This window comes from Rhodanobacter sp. Root561, from assembly GCF_001427365.1.
Lineage (GTDB): Bacteria > Pseudomonadota > Gammaproteobacteria > Xanthomonadales > Rhodanobacteraceae > Rhodanobacter.
The window spans coordinates 272,133-290,020 of the sequence record NZ_LMGH01000010.1; the positions used below are offsets into that span (position 1 = coordinate 272,133).

The window sequence follows — 17,888 nt, forward strand, 5'->3', positions numbered from 1 at the left end:
CACACCATGAACACCACCATTCCCCCGCTGCCACCGGGGCCGCCGCCTACCGGCCCCGGTTCGCCGCACGATGTGCCGCCGCCACACGGCAGCTTTCCGATCGATCCGGCCACCCTGCCCCCGCCGATCCGCGACGAGTTGCAGGCGCCGGACCCGATCGCCATCGACACGGCCGCCGACGAGCTCAAGGACGGCCTCAACCGCTGCCCGAAATGCGGTTCGACCGAGATCCGGCAACGGCCCGGCACCGACCTGCTGATCTGCATGTACTGCCGTCACGAATGGCATGGTGAGGGCGTCGAGGAGGCCTTCGGCCTGGGCGAGGGCATCGATCAGTTGCAGGGCACGGTGATCGCTTCGGGCGCGCAGGACATCAAGGCCGACGCGGCCAGCCTGATGACCTTCAAGTGTCCCGGTTGCGGCGCCGAGGTCACGGTCAATACCGCCAACGCGATGACCGCGCGATGCCACTGGTGCCGCCACGTGTTCGGCGTCAACGAGCAGGTGCCGAATGGCGCGGTGCCCGATGCGGTGCTGCCCTTACACATCAGGAAGGACGACGCGGTCGCGCGCATCCGCCAGTTCGTCGACAAGCGGCGGCTGTTCGCGCTGAAGGCGTTCAAGGAAGAGTTCACGCCGGAGAACGTCGTTCCCGTCTACCTGCCGTACATGATCGTCGATGGCAATGTCAGCGCCAGCGTCGCCGGCCAGGGCGAGATCAAGACGCGCGAATACACCAGCGACAAGAAGACCTACTACGACGCCGACGTCTACAGGCTGGACCGCCACGTGGACTTCACCGTGGACGACCTGCCGCTGGAATCCTCCAGCGAACGCGGCAACCTGGACACGCGCACCAATACCAACAACATCATCAACACGATCCTGCCGTTCGACACCAAGAACGCGGTGAAGTGGAACGCGTCCTACCTGACCGGCATCACCTCGGAAAAGCGCGACATGGACGTGGAAAAGTTGCGCCCGCAACTGGAAGACGAGCTGCTGTCGATCGCCCGCGCCCAGGTCGAAATGTCCGTGGCCCGCTACGATCGCGGCGTGCGCTGGGAACAGGAACAACTCAGCGTGCATGGCACGCGCTGGGTGTCGATGTACCTGCCGGTGTGGCTGTACTCCTATCACCAGCCAGGCCCCAACGGCGGCATGCTGCACTACATCGCGGTGAACGGCCGCACCGGCGAAACCATGGGCAGCGTGCCGGTGCAGCAGTGGAAGCTGCTCACCGCCGCGCTCACCGTCGGCACGTTTCTCGAAGCCATTGCACTCTTTCTCGTGGGGCATTCGTCATGAGCGACGACAGTGGATTGTGGCTGCTGGCATTGGGACCGGCCGGAGCAGCGGGCCTGTACTGGACCCTGTACCGGTATTACCGCAACACCGACAAGTCACACGACTTCGAACACGAGACGGCCGTGGTGGCCAAACCGGTGACCGGCTCGGAACAGAAGATCGACGAGGTGAAAGGCACGCGTGACTCGCGCATCCGCGGCGACAATGTGCACGCCTACCGCAAGCGCGTGCAGCGGGTGCCAGGCGGCTCCGGATAAGGGCGCCAGCAAGCATCGACCTGCCCCGGCGTCGCCGGAACCACGACGTCTCGAAATACGTACACTTTTGGACATCCATACGGAACAGGAGCGGCGGACATGGGTATCGGCATCGGCATGCGGGGCACTGACCTGCGGAAATTCCTGATGGTGGCGCGGGATCGCAACGTCATCCTGCTGGTGCGCCACACCAACGAGGATTCGCTGCGCTACGTCTGCGTGCCCGGCTACTACCCCAAGCCAGCCCTGATCAAGGCCAAGACCGCCGACCTCAACCCGCCGGCTGTCGTGCGTTCGGTCGGCGGCCGCATGGTGAGACAGGAGTACGTCATCGCCGGACTGGTGGTGCATCCGGGCATGCATCCCGGGGCGTACAAGCCGGCCAAGCTGCAGAAGGCGACGGATGCCTGGCTCGACGGCATGCATTACCTGGCGGCCGACATGCCGGCCATGGGGGATCCACAGCGTCCGGAAAGCTGGGCCGCCTGGGGCGTGGGCCGCGTCGCTGCCTGTTCGGCCGAGTGGCGCTGGCGCGTCGACGTTGATCCCGCCTCCCGGCACTACGGCTGCCTGCAGCTGAACCATGCCGGCAAGGGCTGGGTCTACATCCACGGCGACTACGACCTCAAGGACGTGATCGTCCGCGGCAACGAGACCGACAACCGGCGCCACGAAGGCCAGCTCCACGGCGTCAAGAACTTCACCCCGCTGCTCACGAACATGGAGTTCGAACGCATCCGCGTCTCGCTGAACCAGCTGATCGGCACCGACATGGTGCAGCATGGCGCGGAGGCGCAGTTCGCCTGGCACGGCGACGAGCCGATCACGGTCGCGTTCCCGGACTGGCGAATCCTGCTGTTGACCGACGCCACGACGGTGCAGCGATGGTATGAAGACCTGAACCGGTCCGTGCTGGCAGACAAGGGCCTCGACTACGCACGCGACCGCTCGCGGATGTTCCACTTCGGGCCGCACGGCATGTTCGCCCCCGGTGCCATACCGGCGTCGAGCTGGGGCTAGACAGGGGCCAACGCCGCGCCTGGAACACGCGCCTCACTTCCGAAGCAAAGCACGTCCGCCCGCCGCTACAGCCACGGCATCGTCTGCGCCCTGCAGAACGGATCATCCCGCACAGCGGACCCGCGCCTTCCGGCGTGGCCGCCCCACTGTCATCAGCGGGTTGCCGCGATCGGTCCGCACGACGGCTCGCAAGTCCTGCTGCAGGCGCTCGTCGGCGCGGGCGACTGCGGCAGCGTCGATCAGGCGCGACGGATCGGCCCGGCGCATGGCCGCGCCATGTCCTTGCGCATCGCCTCGACATGGCTGTGCCGTGTCCGCTTTCGGGACGATTTCCCGTTAGACAGGAAGAAGCCAGCCACGATCCTTCCTGTCGAACACGGAGAAACCGATGCGCAAATACTGCCGTTCACTCGCCACCCTGTTGCTTGTCACTGCCGCTGGACCTGCCCTGTCGCAAACGCCACCGGAGCTGGCGGCCGAGCAAGTGGCGCAGGACGCCAATGCCAGTGGCTTCCCCGTCGGACGGCTGGGGATCGCGGAACAGAAATTCGCCCAGGGCTTCCACCTGCACGAGACCGGTGTCGTCACCCACCTGATGCTGCCACTGAACTGCACGTCGGCGCCGGAGGTCATCGTGGTCCGCGTGACGATCCAGAGTCTGCGCAACACCGTCCCGGCTGCATCGCCTTTCTCGGCAAGGTCGCCTGCCGTCCGGCCGGGTATTGATGTCGCAGGACGTTCCCGGCTATGCGCTGGATTCGTGGGCGTCGGCCAACGGCATGCAGAGCATGCGCATGGTCGAGTTCGAACAGCCACGATTGATGTTGTCCGGTGATTACGCTTTTACGGTCGAGGCCAGCGGCGGCAATTGCATGCTGTGGACAGGCCCGCTCGGCGACAGCTACGCCGAAGGCCAGGCCTTCATCATCAACAGCCCATGGATCACGGCATGGTTGCCGTGGAATCGCGACCTGTCATTCCAGGTATTCCAGCGTGCACGCTGAAGTCGCTGGCATCACGCACCGTCATATCGCCAGGCGTTTCGCCAGTTCTTGAGCGATCCTAAAGCGGAACGCCTTGCACGCCAGCCAGCAACGCCTGGATGTCTTGCCGCATCTTCTGCAGGCGTGGTGTGTCGGCCTTGCCCAGGCTGGCCAAGGCGCGCTGATAAAAATTGGCGGCTTTCGACTTGTCGCCCTGTTTCTGCCAGGCAATGCCCATGCCTTTGTACACAGTCGCCAGTTGTCCCGGCACCGGCTTGCCGCTGGTCAGAATGGTTTCCGAGTGGGAAAAGGCGTCCAGCGCATCGGCATGCTGCCCCAGGTCATTCAATGCCTCACCCAGTTGCCAATAATTCGTTCCGACTTCCGGACTGTCCGCACCCACCAACTTTTCGTTGATCGCGATGGCTTGGCGCATGTCGGCTTCGACGCGCGATGGAGTTCCTGGAAGAGGCACTCACCGGGGCGACGCCACAGCACATGCTCGACAGCAAGTTCTCGCTGAAGGATCTGCTTGCCAGCTTGAGGTAGGCCTCGTGCATCAGCGCGGTGGTCTGGAAGTCGTCGCGCAGGCGCCGAAGCTGCGACCGCGCCGCGCGCTTGAGTTCGTCGTAGACCGCCGAGTAGGCCTGGCCCAGCGCAGCGCTGTCCCCCGCGCGTGCACAGGTGAGCAACACAGTGACCTCGAGCTGCTGTGATGTACGACGACGCCGGCAAGGCGACGGCGACGCTGGGCGGGACGGATGGCACCCAGATGAAGAATGTGACCGACGGCGCCGACCCGATGGACGCGGTGAACAAGCGGCAGATGGATGCCGGCGATGCCGCCACCGCTGCCCAGACGCTGAACTCCTCGAAGTCGTACACCGACAGCAGGTTCGCGACCTGGAACGACAGTTTCACCCAGTATCAGCAGCAGGTCGGCAGGCGTTTTGCGCAGACCGACAAGCGCATCAGCCAGGTCGGCGCGATGGGCACCGCGATGACCCAGATGGCGGTCAACGCATCCAATGGCAGTGGCCCGAATGGACGCATCGCGATCGGCATGGGCGCGCAAGGAGGCCAGGGCGCGGTATCGATCGGCTATGGCAAGCGTGTCGGCGACCACGGCTCGTTCTCGCTGGGTGCCAGCTTCAGTCGCGGTGAGTCCAGCGCCGGCGCCGGCTTCGGCTTCGACCTGTAAGCGCTTCGGGGGAACGTACGGAACGGCGCGGGTAGCCGTGTCGTTCCGTACGCCCTCTTGCCTGCTGATCCGAATGACCAGCAGCCGGCCCGAAGCAGCGCAGCGCGCCAGTCGCGTGGAATTCACGGCCCGCTTCGCACAGTACGCCGACGGTCACGAACGAGGCTGCAAAGCCGGGGTCGGCGCGTAACGCAAAGGCAGGTGCACATGCGGTATCTCATCAAGGCGGTCGGATCGGCCTTGCTCGGCCTGGCGCTGGCGGCCTGCTCGCCCCCGGCACCGGTGGTCAAGCCGGTGTCGAAGGCGTTGCCGCCCACCGTGAGCACGCCGGCGGCGCGCTACGTGCACGCCGAGGCGGACAAGCACCAGGAGCAATCCGGTTTTCGTCTGCTGATGCGCAGCACCAATGCACTGATGAGCCGCGTGGCGCTGGCCGACCATGCGCAGCACTCGCTTGACCTGCAGTACTACATCTTCGACAACGACGCGACCGGACGGCTGATGGCGCAGCGGTTGCTGGCCGCGGCCGATCGCGGCGTGCGCGTGCGCCTGCTGGTGGACGACATCAACGCTAGCCAGGCGATCGACCTGTTCGACGCGCTGGACACCCATCCGAACATCGAGGTGCGCCTGTTCAATCCGTTTGCCACGAAGAGTCCATCGCTGCTGTCCAGGGCCACCCAGTTCCTGCTCGATACGCACCGGCTCAACCGCCGCATGCACAACAAGTCGTTCATCGCCGATGGCAACGTGGCGATCGTGGGCGGACGCAATATCGGTAATGCGTACTTCGACGCGGGTGAGAACACCAACTTCCGCGACCTCGACCTGATCGCGATCGGACCGGTGGTGAACCAGGCCTCGCACGCGTTCGACGAATACTGGAACTGCGACGCGGCCTATCCGGTGAAGGCGTTCCACGGCAAGCACGCCGATCACTTCGACCTGGCGAAGCTGCGGGTGGAGCTGGCCCACGATGCGCGCGTGTTCGCGCAATCGGACTATGCGCAGGCGACGCTGGACGCCCTGCCCCATGGCGCATCCGCCGATCGTCCGGGCAGCTGGTTCTGGGGGCCGGCCACGCTGGTGGCCGACCAGCCGTCCAAGATCGAGGCCGGGCCCGACCAGCCGCAGTTGCGCATCGGTCCGGACATCAAGGCGATGACCGATGCCACGCAGCACGAACTGCTGCTGATCTCGCCCTACTTCATTCCCGGCGAGCGTGGCTCGGCGTATCTGGACGCGCTGGCCAGGCGCGGCGTGACGGTCAAGGTATTGACCAATTCGCTCGCCTCCAACGACGAGCCGATCGTGTACTCGGGCTACTCGCGCTATCGCCGCTCGCTGCTGGAAAGCGGCGTGCAACTGTTCGAACTGCAACCGGCCACGGGCGCGTCGCAACCGGCCACCACCGGCGGCACCTCGTCCGGCGTCAGCCTGCACGCCAAGGCCATCGTGGTGGATCGGCGGAAGGTGTTCATCGGCTCGATGAACATGGACGCGCGCTCGAAACTGCTCAACACCGAGATGGGCATCATCGTCGATTGCCCGCCGCTGGCCGCCGCGGTGACCGAGTTCTTCGACACCGCCACCTTGCCCGAGTACGCCTACCGCGTGTCGCTGAAAGCCGACGGATCGGCGCACGGTGCCATGCAATGGCAGGCCACCGAACACGGCAAGCCGGTGACCTACGACCACGATCCCGGCGTTACCGCCAGCCGTCGGGTCGAGGTACAGATGCTCAAGCTGCTGCCGCTGGAGAGCCTGCTCTAACGTGCCGGAAAGTCACGCGCTCACCTGTGGGATGGAGATGTTCCGCAACGCAAGTCCGGCGTCTTCCGACGCCGGACTTGCCGGGAATGACCGCATGGCCGGTCGCGCGCATCACGAGCGAAGCACGCGGACGAGACCCGTCAGCATTTACCCCGGACGATGCATCAGGACTTGTCTGCGGGCTTGCCGCATTCACCCTTGGCGCAATCGAAATCGACCTTGATGCCGCCGCCGGCACGAACGGTCACATTGGTGTGCTTGACCACGGCTTGTCCGTTCTCTTCGAGCGTCACGACGTAGACACCGGCCGGAACCATCTTGACCTTGTAGCGGCCTTTGGAATCGGCGTGAACCCGACGCTGCAGACCATTGACGTCGCTATGAACCACGATGCTGTCGCCCGCCGGTGCGACGCCGAAAACGGTGCCGGCCGTGGACTGCGCATGGACCGCCATCGATCCTGCCACACCGCACAGGGCGACGGCGGCGGAAATGGCCAGGCTGCGTGCGAAAGAGGAGCGACGCTGCGAATGCTTGTTCGAAAGGACATTGCTGTTGTTCATGAGATTTCCTGATGCCTGATTAGAGCCTTGGGGCACGAACGCCGCCAGAAATCAGGCAGCCCGCTCGTGGGGGAGTTCTGGACGTCCGCGCATTACCTGTCCGGCACGCGACGGACTGTCGGGTGCAAGCCGGGTTTCACTCGTCGTCTGCTGCCATCGGTTGAAGCGCGGATGTCACTTGCCCGATGGCTGTGCAAGCCTACGACGGCAAGGCGCGCTTGCCGAAGGGCCAGAGGTCATAGGTCAACCCATCTGACGAACAGGATGACAAGGCCCGCCGCGGAACGATCGTGGCTGGCCCACCAGGTCAGCTCAGCATTTCGGCCGGGCGCGATACGCACCCGGGTTCATGCCCATCACGGTGCGGAAGCGGTGATTGAACGTGGACAGATCACTGAATCCGGCCTCGAAGGCAATGCCGGAAATGGATGTGGTGGAGTCGCGCAACTGAACGGCGGCGCGGTGCATGCGTGTGCGCAACACGTACTGATGCGGGGTCATGCCCACCACGCGACGGAACACCCGCAGGAAGTGCCAGGGGCTGAGGCCGGCTTCGCGGGAAAGCTCGCCCAGCGTCAGGCTGTCGTCGGCCAGTTGCGCATCGGCTTCGATACGGCGTACGGCATCCGATACGCGCTGGACGTCGTGGCGGCCAAGGCGGCCCGATCGTGGGCACAGCTCGGCATCCACATGCAGCGCGATGCCCGCCAGATCGATGGCGATTTCCTCCAGCGCGGCGGCATTTTCCTGTCGGGCAGATTCCAGTCGGGCCAGGAGCCGCGTCAGCGACGCCACAGGCGGCACATGCGAGTGGCCGAATGTGGCCTTGCGTACGCCGGGCATGGCGGCTACCAGGTTTTCCCAGCAGGCCGGGGTGAAATGGAAGGACAGACAGTGATCGCCGGTGCCGTGTTCGTGTCCGCATTCAAAACACTGGCCATGGTTGCCGAGCAGCAACGACCCGGGCGCCAGCAGAGCATCACCCTGACCGCTGCGATACAGGAAGGTCCCGGCGAGGACCGCCGCGACGGAGACTGTCTCATGGCGCTCCTCGAACGCACGATCGCGCGGCCCGGCGCTGCAGATCACCTCCTGCACGCTCCAGCCATTGCCGCTGGCCAATGCTGTTGCCTCTATCGTCACCGTGGAACAGACCTTTCCGTCGAACAGCAATTTTTCCCAAGCCGCCAGTTGCAGTCACGTCGATGATGTTGCCACCGACCATCATCGGAGTCACCCATGATCGACCACTTGTCCATCGGCGTCCGCGACATCACGCGTGCCAGGGCCTTCTACGACGCCGCATTGCAGCCGCTGGGCTATCGCTGTCTCAGTGCGGATGCAACCTCGCTCGGCTACGGCACGACTTCGGTGGCGTTCTGGGTGCTGCGCAGCGAGGCGCCGGTTCCGGCCAACGACGCCTCGGGGTTGCACATCTGCCTGATGGCTCCCAGCCGCACCAGCGTTGATGCCTTCCATGCCGCCGCGCTCGCTCATGGCGGGCGCGACAACGGGGGACCTGCGCTTCGGACGGATTACAGCACGAACTATTACGCCGCGTTCGTGAGCGACCCTGACGGCTACCGCATCGAGGCGTATTGCGGCAGCTCTGCGTGACTGACTGCAGCGGGACGGCATCATCCAGTCCAACGAGGAGAACCCTTTGGCAACCGTACGCAAGGACATCATCACCACAGCCCATCCCGACGATGCATGGGATGCGATCCGCGACATCGGTGCGCTGCATACGCGCCTGGTGCCCGGCTTCGTCATCGACACCTGTCTCGAACCCGGTGCGCGGCGGGTCACCTTTGCCAATGGCCAGTGCGTGCGCGAGCCGATCATCACCCTGGACGAGTGCAGCCGTCGACTGGTGTGGTCAGCCGAAGGTGTGGGCGCCACGCACTACAACGCCTCCGCCCAGGTGGTGGCCGAACCGGATGCCACTCGTGTGGTCTGGCTGGCGGATTTCCTGCCCGACGATATCGGTGGCGCGATCGAGGCAGCGATGGATGCTGGTGCGCATGCGATGAAGGTGGCCCTGGACCGATTGGCGCGCTGAGCAGGCAGGAGGAGCGTCATTCGTGCACGCTCGCGGAACGCCTATCTCACCCAGTGAGACACCACGCCGGCTTAATCCGCGAAGACTTTCGCGGATGCCAACCATGAGCGCCTTGCCCGACCGTTATGCCACCGATGACCTGGTACTGCGCGACCCCGGCGATGGCCGCACGCTGGCCCAGCGCCTGTCGAAGCGCTACGCGGCGCGGATCACAGGCGCCTTCGTGGTGCCCGGTCGCGAGGGCAGCTTCGCGCCGATGCCCGCGGATCTTCCGCCGGCCGTGGCGCAAGCCCTGCGCACGCGGGGCATCGAGCAGCTTTACAGCCATCAGGCCGAGGCGTGGAAGGCCACGCAATCGGGCGCGCACGTCGCGATCGTCACACCCACCGCCTCGGGCAAGTCACTGTGCTACACGCTGCCGGTGATCAGCGCGGCGATGCAGGACAAGGCCAAGGCGCTTTACCTGTTCCCGACCAAGGCGCTGGCGCAGGACCAGGTGGCCGAACTGCTGGAGTTGAACAACGTCGGCGAGCTGGGCGTGAAAGCCTTCACCTTCGATGGCGATACGCCCGGCGACGCGCGGCAGGCAATTCGCCTGCATGGCGACATCGTGGTCAGCAACCCGGACATGCTGCATCAGGCGATCCTGCCGCACCACACCAAGTGGGCGCAGTTTTTCGAGAACCTGCGCTACGTGGTGATCGACGAGGTGCACACCTACCGTGGCGTGTTCGGCTCGCACGTAGCCAACGTGATCCGCCGGCTGAAACGCGTCTGCGCGTTCTACGGCGTCACCCCGCAATTCATCCTGTGCTCGGCCACCATCGGCAATCCGCAGGAGCACGCCGAGGCGCTGATCGAGGACGCAGTCACCGCGATCACCGAAAGCGGCGCGCCCACCGGCGACAAGCATGTGCTGCTGTGGAATCCGCCGGTGATCAATCCCGATCTGGGACTGCGCGCCTCGGCGCGCTCGCAGACCAATCGCATCGCGCGGCTGGCGATCAAGTCGGGCATGAAGACGCTGGTGTTCGCCCAGTCGCGCAGCATGGTTGAGGTACTGACCAAGTATCTCAAGGACGTGTTCGACCACGACCCGCGCAAGCCACCGCGCATCCGCGCCTATCGCGGCGGCTACCTGCCGAAGGAACGCCGCGCCGCCGAGCGGGCGATGCGTGAGGGCAGCATCGACGGCATCGTCAGCACCTCGGCGCTGGAGCTGGGCGTGGATATCGGCAGCCTCGACGTGGTAGTGCTGAACGGCTATCCGGGCTCGGTCGCCGCTACCTGGCAGCGCTTCGGCCGCGCCGGCCGGCGCCAGCAATCGGCGCTGGGCGTGCTGGTGGCCAGCTCCGATCCGCTGGACCAGTACCTGGTGCGGCATCCGGAGTTCTTCCAGGGTGCGACGCCGGAACACGCGCGCATTCAGCCGGATCAGCCATTGATCCTGCTCGACCACATCCGCTGCGCCGCGTTCGAGTTGCCGTTCGTCGGTGACGAGATGTTCGGCACTGAAGTGACCACGCCGTGGCTGGACTTGCTGGGCGAGGAAGGCGTACTGCATCGCGAGGGCGATCGCTGGGAATGGATTGCCGACAGTTACCCGGCCATCGCGGTCTCGCTGCGCTCGGTCGCCGACGGCAATTTCGTGGTGGTCGATCGCACCGACGGTCGCCAGACCATCATTGCCGAGGTCGACTACTCCGCCGCCGCGGTGACGCTGTACGAAGGCGCCATCCACATGATCCAGTCGCTGCCCTACCAGGTCGAGAAGCTGGACTGGGAAGGCCGCAAGGCGTATGTCACGCGCACGAACGTCGACTACTACACCGACGCCATCGACTACACCAAATTGAAAGTGCTGGACTGCTTCGACAGCTCGCACGCGGGCTGCGGCCAGGCGCATCACGGCGAGGTGCACGTGGTGCGCCGCGTGCCGGGCTACAAGAAGATCCGCTTCTACTCGCACGAAAACATCGGTTTCGGCCCGGTCAACCTGCCCGACCAGGAACTGCACACCACCGCGGTGTGGTGGCAGCTGCCGCAGGCGGTGCTGGATGCTGCGTTCGAACAGCGCCAGCAGGCGCTGGACGGTTTCCTCGGCGCGGCTTATGCGCTGCAGATCGTGGCCACCGTGGCGGTGATGGCCGAGGCGCGCGACCTGCAAAAATCCGTGGGCTCGGGCGATGGCGCGTGGTTCGTCAGCGCCGACCTCAGTGGCCGCAGCCAGATCCGTGGCAACGACGGTCAACCCGCCACGCTGGCGCCAGGTACGCCGTTCACGCCCACCGTCTACCTGTACGATGCTTTCCCCGGCGGCATCGGCCAGAGCGAGCCGTTGTTCCAGCGTCGCGAGGATCTGGTGGCGCAATCGATTAGCCTGATCGAACGCTGCGACTGCCGCGCCGGCTGCCCGGCCTGTGTCGGCCCGGTATTGGCCGCGGACGAAGAGGCAGCCAGCACGCCGAAGGCGCTGGCGCTGCGCGTGCTGGCACTGCTGGTGGCACTGTGAATGCGCTGGCTGCACGGATGCGCAAGCTGCGCGTGGAAGCCGGCAAAGTCGCCAGCACGCCTGTAGCGACATCAATCATCCATTCCGTCAGCAGCCATGCGGTGACCGTGCCGGATCGGGTGATTTCCCCCGAACTGCGTCGCCTCCTGCAACGACACGCGCAACTGAAGCGAGGCCCGGCCACACTCTCGTCCAACGACCGCGAGGTGCCCGGCATCGAGATCGCGCCCGGCCTGCGCTACACCGAACAATGGATTGACTGGCTCGCTCCGCCGGCGATCATCGACGCCAGCTTCGCCCGGATGGAACTGGTACATCACGATCGCCTGCTGCACTTCGACACCGAGACCACCGGCCTGGCCGGCGGCACCGGCACCCGCGCCTTCATGATTGGCGCCGCCGACTGGCTCGATGGCCGCTTCCGCATCCGCCAGCTCACCCTCACCACGATGGCCGCCGAAACCGCCATGCTGCACACGTTCGCCGAGTGGCTGAGCGAGGACACCGTGCTCGTCAGTTACAACGGCAAGTGCTACGACGCACCGCTGTTGGCCACCCGCTATCGCCTCGCCCGCCTGCCCAACCCGCTGGCCGGCCTGGCTCATCTAGACCTGCTGCATCCGGTGCGACGGTACTGGAAGCGGCAGTGGCCCAACTGCCGCCTGGCCACCGCCGAACGACAGTTGCTCGGCGTGGTGCGCGAGGACGACCTGCCCGGCGCCGAGGCGCCGGCCGCCTGGCTCACCTACCTGCGCGGCGGCTCTGCCCGCAACTTGCGGCGGGTGGCCGCACACAACGCACAGGACCTGAAGAGCCTGGCCGGCGTGCTGCTGCACATGGCCGATTGCTCGACCATATCGACAGCGCGTTGAAGAGCGGTTTGCCAGCGGGCAAGGTACCCGCTCAATGCGCCACCCCGGGAGCGGAACGGGACGATTTGCCATGGTGCGGGCGCGGCCACGGGCACAGCATCGGTACTTCGTGCTGGTAGCGGCGGTAGTCACCGCCGTACGCGGCGATCAGGTCGCGTTCTTCGAGGAATTTCACCGCAATCAGGATGTAGCCCGTGGTGGCGAGGGCAAACAGCAGATGGCCGGCGCTCATGTGTGGGGTGGCCCAGAACGCGATGAGGAAACCGAGCATCAGCGGATGGCGCACGACGCGATAGAAAAAATGCTGCTTGAACGGCAACGGCGTACAGGGGCGCCCGCGAGCGTACAGCCACACCTGGCGCAGGCCGAACAGGTCGAAGTGGTTGATCACGAAGGTGCCGGTGAGCACCAGCAGCCAGCCGAAGGCAAACAGCGCATACAGGAGCGACTGGCCCCAGCCGGCGTCCACCTGCCAGATCGTGCCCGGCAACGACCGCCACTGCCAGAACAACAGGATCAGCGCCAGGCTGGACAGCAGCACGTAGGTGCTGCGCTCGATCGCCGGCGACACCACGCGTGTCAGCCACGCCTTGAAGCTGCGGCGAGCCATGCCGCTGTGCTGCACGGCGAACAGCCCGAGCAGTGCGAGGTCGATGATCCAGGGTGTGGGCGTCTCCGGCCCGATCGGCGGCGGCCGGTCCAGTGTCCGGGGTACCAGGAAGTCCCCCACGAAGGCGATCGCGTAGAGAAACGTCAGGAAGAACACGACGTAGCAGAGCACGCCGTAGCAGAGAACCGACAAGGCACGCATGATCGATTACCTCCGGTGGTGACGCCTCACAGCGCCGACAGGAACGCCACGAGATCGCTTTTTTGCTGCCCGCTCATGTGCACGTCGAAGCGGGTGTCGTAGAAGTCGACGACGTCCATCAGCGTCGCCGCCGAGCCGTTGTGGAAGTACGGCGCGCGTGCGGCGAGTCCACGCAGGATCGGCCCCTTGAACTTGCCTATGTCGGCCCACTTGCCGGTACGCAATGCCAGGCCGGGGTCGGTGGTCTGCACGCTCCTGCCCGTGGAGTTGTTGGTCAGCGTGTACAGCGGCATGTCCGGCGTGCGTCGGCTCGCGTCGGCAATGCCGATGTCCACCGGCAGCGCCACCGAGTGATTGCCGATGTTCGGCGCGTTGTGGCAGCTGCTGCAGCTGCCGTGGATGACAGGCAGGCCGGTCACGTCGTTGAGCCCGGCCACGCCGCTGATCGCGATCGGCAACGTGTTGAAGAGCTGCTCGCCACGGGCAATCGCGGCCCGCGCACGCTCGCCGCGATCGTGGCTGAACTGCGCGCCGGGGACGTTCCACTCGTCGAACAGGCGCATCGCCTTCTCGTCGAAGGCATCGCCGGTGGGATCGCCGCCCAGGGTGTCGTTGATGCCGATCCAGAAGCGCTGCTGCGCCAGGATGCTGGCGCCGCCCATGCCGTCCCCGGCGTTGAGTTTGCCGGCATCCTGGTCGATCAGCTGGGCGGTGAACAGATGCAGTTCGAAGTCCACGATCCGGTCGATCACGCTCTCGTCGGGGGCGACCGCGGCCTGTTCGTGACCGAGGATGGCGTCGCGCGCCTGCGAAGCCAGGCTCTCGATGATGTTCTCGTGGTTGATGCCGGCATCCATCGGCGGCTTGAATGGCGCGACGGTCTCACGCCCGTCCCACATGACCGCGGTAAGCCAGATCAGGTTGGTCGACGGCAGCGGGCGCCGAAACAGCGACAGGTCGCTCGCGCTGGCGTAACCGTAAGGATCATCGACGCGGGTCAGGTGAAACTCGGCATTCGCCGGCATTGGCATGCCCACGCGGATCAGGCCCCGCTTGAGCAGCATGGAGTAGGCGATGCGCCGCGCGTAGAGGTTGGACACATCGGCCCGTGGCGACACAGCGCCGTCGACCAGGCGGAAAATCGGATCGTTGCCGTTGGTGCTGGCAAAGCGCTGGCGCAGTTCGTCCGGGGTGATCGACCAGCCCTGGGCCTGTCGATGGCAGGAATCGCAGGAGCGGCCGTTGGGGCCAAAGCTCTGGAAGAACGGATTGGCGGTGTCGATGCTGCCGCTGGGCGTGCTGGTCTGCAGCCAGCCCGAAGGGTTGGCGGTGACCAGCGTGTTGGCAGCCGGTGATGGCTGGTGACGTCGATCCTGCGCCGGAGTGCCGACAACAGTCGCCAGCAGGACCAGTCCTGCTGCGACGGATACGAAAGTGCGCTGATGGAACATGACGGTGTGCCCCCTTGGCTTGTCGTTGATGCAGCCCCTGCCCCGCCCGACCGCGTGGTCGTGGCAAGACGGAGAACACCGAAGGGCGACAAGTTGCGACATGCGCCCACCGCCCGGTCCACGCAGGCCAGCCGGGGCGATGAGTGGGGCGCTGAAGTGCGGGTCAGTTCAGCAACTGGCCGCAGGAAGCCAGGGGATGGCGCAGCAGCGTGCTGGCAATGGCCAGCTCGGGATGTGCAGCGAGACCGCCGGCCTGGATGGTCGCGCTGGCGGCGCGAGCCTGCGCTTCGGCATGGGCGCAGTCGCCACTGCGCGCCGCGGCCACGGCAAGCCACAGCTGCGCCGCGAGTCGACGCGGATGCGCCGGTGGCAACTCGCCGGCGGCACGGGGAATCGCTGCCGTCAGCCGGGTCTTTGCCTCGCCGGCCTGGTCATGCGCCAGCTCGACCTGCGCCAGCAGCGTGTGCACCCACAGCAGCTGTGGGTCGTTGCGGGGCGCCGCCGCGGCAAGGTCGCGCTCGACCGTCGCCTGCAGGTCGGCTGGACACGGCGTGGCGGGGGTCTGGGCGCAGGCCAGCAGCAGGCGCGCCTCGGCGATCAGCGGCGGCATCCGGTATTTGCGCGTGCGCAGGCCGGCGATGGCTTCCGGCAGCAGCTTGCGCGCCACGGCAGGCTGGCCTTCCAGCAGGGCGATGCCCGCCAGTTCGCTGTCCACGCGGCCGATCCGCATGCGGTTGGCCGGATCATTGCCGTACAGCTTGCGGGCCGCGTCGAACAGCTTGCGCGCCGCGACGAGATCGCCCGCCTCCACCTCGCCAAACGCCGTGGCCTCCAGCGAGTCGCCATGCAGGGCGGTATCCGCGCCGAAGCCGCTGGCCGACCAGGCCTGCGCCTGCCCGCAACGCGCCTGCGCGCTGGCGTGATCGGCGCGCAGCCCCTCCAGCACGCATGCTTTCTGCGCGGCATACACCTGGGTGATCTGGGGCGCATTGCCGTTGCGGGCGTACATCGCCAGGGCCTGCGCGAACAGTGCATGTGCCTGCGTCCACTGGCCGGCGCGATAGGTGGACGAGGCCAGGCCGGCCAGCGCCAGCGTCGTCTGGTTGCTGGACGGGCCGAAATGCGCGAGCTCGAACTGCCACGTTTTTCGCCACATCGGGATGGCCTCGTCGTAGCGCTCCAGGCCTTCCAGCGCGGAGGCGACGTCGTTGTAGCCGATGCCGACCCGCGGATCGTCCGGCCCCCAGCTGGCGATCCGTTCGGCCAGTGCCTCGCGGGCGAGGTCCAGCGCGGCTTCGCCATGGCCCTCGCTGTTCTCGACCGCGCCCAGCGGACCGAGCAGGTCGATCAGTGCTTCGCCGCGGATGCCCTGCGCCAGCATGCGCTGGTGGGCAAGCCGCAGGTCGGTGCCGCCGTCGGCATAGTCCTCCATGCGCACCGCGGCGTAGCCCCGTGCGGTCAGCGCACGGATCGATTCGATGGCGGACGGCGCGAGCGTCCGTTCCGACAAGGCGACCGCCCGGTTCGCCAGTTGGCGCGCCTGCGCGACATCGCCGAGGTCCTCGTACAGGCGCGAGAACATCGCCAGCAGGTCCACGCGGCTGCCGTCATCCATCGATGGCGCGTTGTCGAGTTTCGCGACGCCATGGGCCAGCAGTTCGTCCAGGCTCGGTTGTTCCGATGTGGCGGCACCGTAGCGCACCGGTGCGAACAGACTCTCGACGAAATCCCGCACCATGTTCGCGCGTGCGGCCTGCTGGCGGGCCACCTGTGCCTGCCACAGCGCGATCGACAATGAGGTGAGGACGGCCGCCACGAACAACGCGGTGAGCACTACGCCGCCGCGATGGCGGGCCACGAACTTGCTGGTGCGATACCAGCGCGACGGCGGATGGGCCAGCACCGGCTGGCGGTCCAGGTGGCGCTCGATGTCCTCGGCCAGCGCGCCGGCCGAGGCGTAGCGACGCTCCGCCTCGGTGGCGATGGCCTTCAGCACGATGTTGTCGAGATCGCCGCGCAGCTTGTGCCGCAGCCTCGACACGCTGGCCGGCACGGTGCCGTAAGCCGTGGTGACGGTGTCTTGGCTGAGCCGTGACGACGGGGTGCCGGCATCCACGCTGGCGCGCCGTTGCCCGGTGATCAGTTCGTCCAGCAACACGCCCAGCGCATACACGTCGGTCGCCGCGGTGACCGGTTCCTGGGCGAACTGTTCGGGCGCCGCGTAGGCGGGCGTCAAGGCGCGATGCTGGGTATGGATCTGCTCGGCGGCGTCCTCGTCGAGCAGCATGGCGATGCCGAAGTCGAGCAGCTTGACGTGGCCGTCGGCGGTGACCAGCACGTTGGACGGCTTCAGGTCACGGTGCACGATCAGTGCACGATGCGCCGTCTCCACCGCACGACAGACCATCAGGAACAGCACCAGCCGCTGGCGCAGGTCCAGCCGATGCTGGCTGGCGTAGCGGGTGATCGGCACGCCGTCGACCAGCTCCAGCGCGATATAGGCCAGACCGGCCTCGGTGATGCCGCCCTCGATCAGGCGGGCGATGCCGGGATGGCGCAGGCGCGCCAGCGCCTCGCGCTCGCGGCGGAACTGGCGCTGCGCATCGGCGGTGTAGAGGCCGCGCGCCAGCAGCTTGATCGCCACTTCCTGGCGTACGCCATCGACCTGGCGAAAGGCCCGGAACACCGTCGACGAACCGCCCTCGCCCAGCACCTCGACCAGCTCGAACGGACCGATGCGGCTGCCGGCCGGCAGCGCCTGGGCGACGCTGGTATCGCCGATGGCCCGCGCGGCACAGGCGGCATCGCCGGTGGACAGCAGCTCGCCTTCGGTGGCGTCGGCGGCGAGCAGGCGTTCGATCTCCGCGCGCCGCAGCGGATCGGGGCAGCGCTCGTCCAGCAGACGCGCACGCTCCGGCGCGGGCAGCCCGAGTGCCGCTTCGAACACGTCGCGCATTGTCGTTGCGGGTTCCACGCCGAACTCCCCACGGTATGCCTTGCCACGGTTAACCCCGAACATGCCCCGTTTGCGACCTCGCCCCCGGCCGCGCTTCGCCGCCACCCCGACGGCATGCT

General features: G+C 66.5%; 17 protein-coding genes. 11 read left to right on the top strand and 6 right to left on the bottom strand.

Annotation, left to right across the window (positions count from 1 at the left end; translation table 11 throughout):
- The first annotated feature begins 6 nt into the window (after positions 1 to 6).
- The 5 genes from ASD55_RS07780 (at position 7) to ASD55_RS07800 (ending at position 3,589) form a co-directional block, all read left to right on the top strand.
- Complete coding sequence (locus tag ASD55_RS07780) at positions 7 to 1,308, top strand: hypothetical protein (protein ID WP_056764949.1); 1,302 nt, start codon at positions 7 to 9, stop codon at positions 1,306 to 1,308.
- On the top strand, positions 1,305 to 1,565 hold the full coding sequence (locus ASD55_RS07785; protein ID WP_056718564.1) for a hypothetical protein: 261 nt from the start codon (positions 1,305 to 1,307) through the stop codon (positions 1,563 to 1,565). The genes ASD55_RS07780 and ASD55_RS07785 overlap by 4 nt, the downstream gene beginning before the upstream one ends.
- A gap of 99 nt (positions 1,566 to 1,664) precedes the next feature.
- A complete protein-coding gene (locus tag ASD55_RS07790) occupies positions 1,665 to 2,585 on the top strand; it encodes a hypothetical protein (RefSeq protein ID WP_056764952.1) in 921 nt (306 codons plus the stop codon).
- A 388-nt stretch (positions 2,586 to 2,973) separates the two neighbouring features.
- Positions 2,974 to 3,420 (top strand): hypothetical protein, encoded by a 447-nt coding sequence (locus tag ASD55_RS18385; RefSeq protein ID WP_157598906.1) that lies wholly within the window; start codon positions 2,974 to 2,976, stop codon positions 3,418 to 3,420.
- On the top strand, positions 3,380 to 3,589 hold the full coding sequence (locus tag ASD55_RS07800) for a hypothetical protein (protein WP_157598908.1): 210 nt from the start codon (positions 3,380 to 3,382) through the stop codon (positions 3,587 to 3,589). The genes ASD55_RS18385 and ASD55_RS07800 overlap by 41 nt, the downstream gene beginning before the upstream one ends.
- Positions 3,590 to 3,647: 58 nt before the next feature.
- Here ASD55_RS07800 and ASD55_RS07805 read toward each other — a convergent pair whose 3' ends face one another.
- Positions 3,648 to 4,004: a tetratricopeptide repeat protein gene (locus ASD55_RS07805; protein ID WP_056764960.1), complete on the bottom strand. Its 357-nt coding sequence runs from the start codon at positions 4,002 to 4,004 to the stop codon at positions 3,648 to 3,650.
- Between the two features lie 279 nt (positions 4,005 to 4,283).
- Here ASD55_RS07805 and ASD55_RS07810 point away from each other — a divergent pair, with 279 nt between their 5' ends.
- On the top strand, positions 4,284 to 4,769 hold the full coding sequence (locus tag ASD55_RS07810) for a YadA-like family protein (protein ID WP_056764963.1): 486 nt from the start codon (positions 4,284 to 4,286) through the stop codon (positions 4,767 to 4,769).
- Positions 4,770 to 4,976: 207 nt separating this feature from the next.
- Complete coding sequence (locus ASD55_RS07815) at positions 4,977 to 6,542, top strand: phospholipase D family protein (RefSeq protein ID WP_056764966.1); 1,566 nt, start codon at positions 4,977 to 4,979, stop codon at positions 6,540 to 6,542.
- A 164-nt stretch (positions 6,543 to 6,706) separates the two neighbouring features.
- On the opposite strand, the gene ASD55_RS07820 is transcribed toward ASD55_RS07815, so the two are convergent.
- Both ASD55_RS07820 and ASD55_RS07825 read right to left on the bottom strand, forming a co-directional pair.
- A complete protein-coding gene (locus tag ASD55_RS07820; RefSeq protein WP_200946106.1) occupies positions 6,707 to 7,105 on the bottom strand; it encodes a carboxypeptidase-like regulatory domain-containing protein in 399 nt (132 codons plus the stop codon).
- Between the two features lie 312 nt (positions 7,106 to 7,417).
- Positions 7,418 to 8,278, bottom strand: coding sequence for an AraC family transcriptional regulator (locus ASD55_RS07825; RefSeq protein WP_200946108.1), 861 nt, complete (start codon positions 8,276 to 8,278; stop codon positions 7,418 to 7,420).
- Positions 8,279 to 8,344: 66 nt separating this feature from the next.
- Between ASD55_RS07825 and ASD55_RS07830 the strand changes: the two genes are divergently transcribed.
- The 4 genes from ASD55_RS07830 to ASD55_RS07845 all read left to right on the top strand — a co-directional run bounded on the left by ASD55_RS07830 (position 8,345) and on the right by ASD55_RS07845 (position 12,551).
- Positions 8,345 to 8,722, top strand: coding sequence for a VOC family protein (locus ASD55_RS07830; RefSeq protein ID WP_056764968.1), 378 nt, complete (start codon positions 8,345 to 8,347; stop codon positions 8,720 to 8,722).
- A 46-nt stretch (positions 8,723 to 8,768) separates the two neighbouring features.
- Positions 8,769 to 9,167, top strand: a complete 399-nt coding sequence (locus ASD55_RS07835) for an SRPBCC family protein (RefSeq protein WP_056718569.1) — start codon at positions 8,769 to 8,771, stop codon at positions 9,165 to 9,167.
- A 103-nt stretch (positions 9,168 to 9,270) separates the two neighbouring features.
- Positions 9,271 to 11,679, top strand: a complete 2,409-nt coding sequence (locus ASD55_RS07840) for a DEAD/DEAH box helicase (protein ID WP_056764971.1) — start codon at positions 9,271 to 9,273, stop codon at positions 11,677 to 11,679.
- Positions 11,680 to 11,696: 17 nt separating this feature from the next.
- On the top strand, positions 11,697 to 12,551 hold the full coding sequence (locus tag ASD55_RS07845) for a ribonuclease H-like domain-containing protein (RefSeq protein WP_235577753.1): 855 nt from the start codon (positions 11,697 to 11,699) through the stop codon (positions 12,549 to 12,551).
- 31 nt (positions 12,552 to 12,582) lie between these two features.
- Here the strand turns inward: ASD55_RS07845 and mddA are convergent, their stop codons facing one another.
- From mddA to ASD55_RS07860, 3 genes are all read right to left on the bottom strand, one after another.
- Positions 12,583 to 13,362 carry a methanethiol S-methyltransferase gene (gene mddA / locus ASD55_RS07850; RefSeq protein WP_056764973.1) on the bottom strand — a complete coding sequence of 260 codons (780 nt, stop codon included), beginning with the start codon at positions 13,360 to 13,362 and terminating at the stop codon, positions 12,583 to 12,585.
- A 26-nt stretch (positions 13,363 to 13,388) separates the two neighbouring features.
- Entirely contained in the window at positions 13,389 to 14,813 is a 1,425-nt protein-coding gene (locus tag ASD55_RS07855) for a hypothetical protein (RefSeq protein WP_056764976.1), read from the bottom strand.
- 163 nt (positions 14,814 to 14,976) lie between these two features.
- Positions 14,977 to 17,769, bottom strand: coding sequence for a serine/threonine-protein kinase (locus ASD55_RS07860; RefSeq protein ID WP_056764979.1), 2,793 nt, complete (start codon positions 17,767 to 17,769; stop codon positions 14,977 to 14,979).
- Positions 17,770 to 17,888 lie beyond the last annotated feature (119 nt).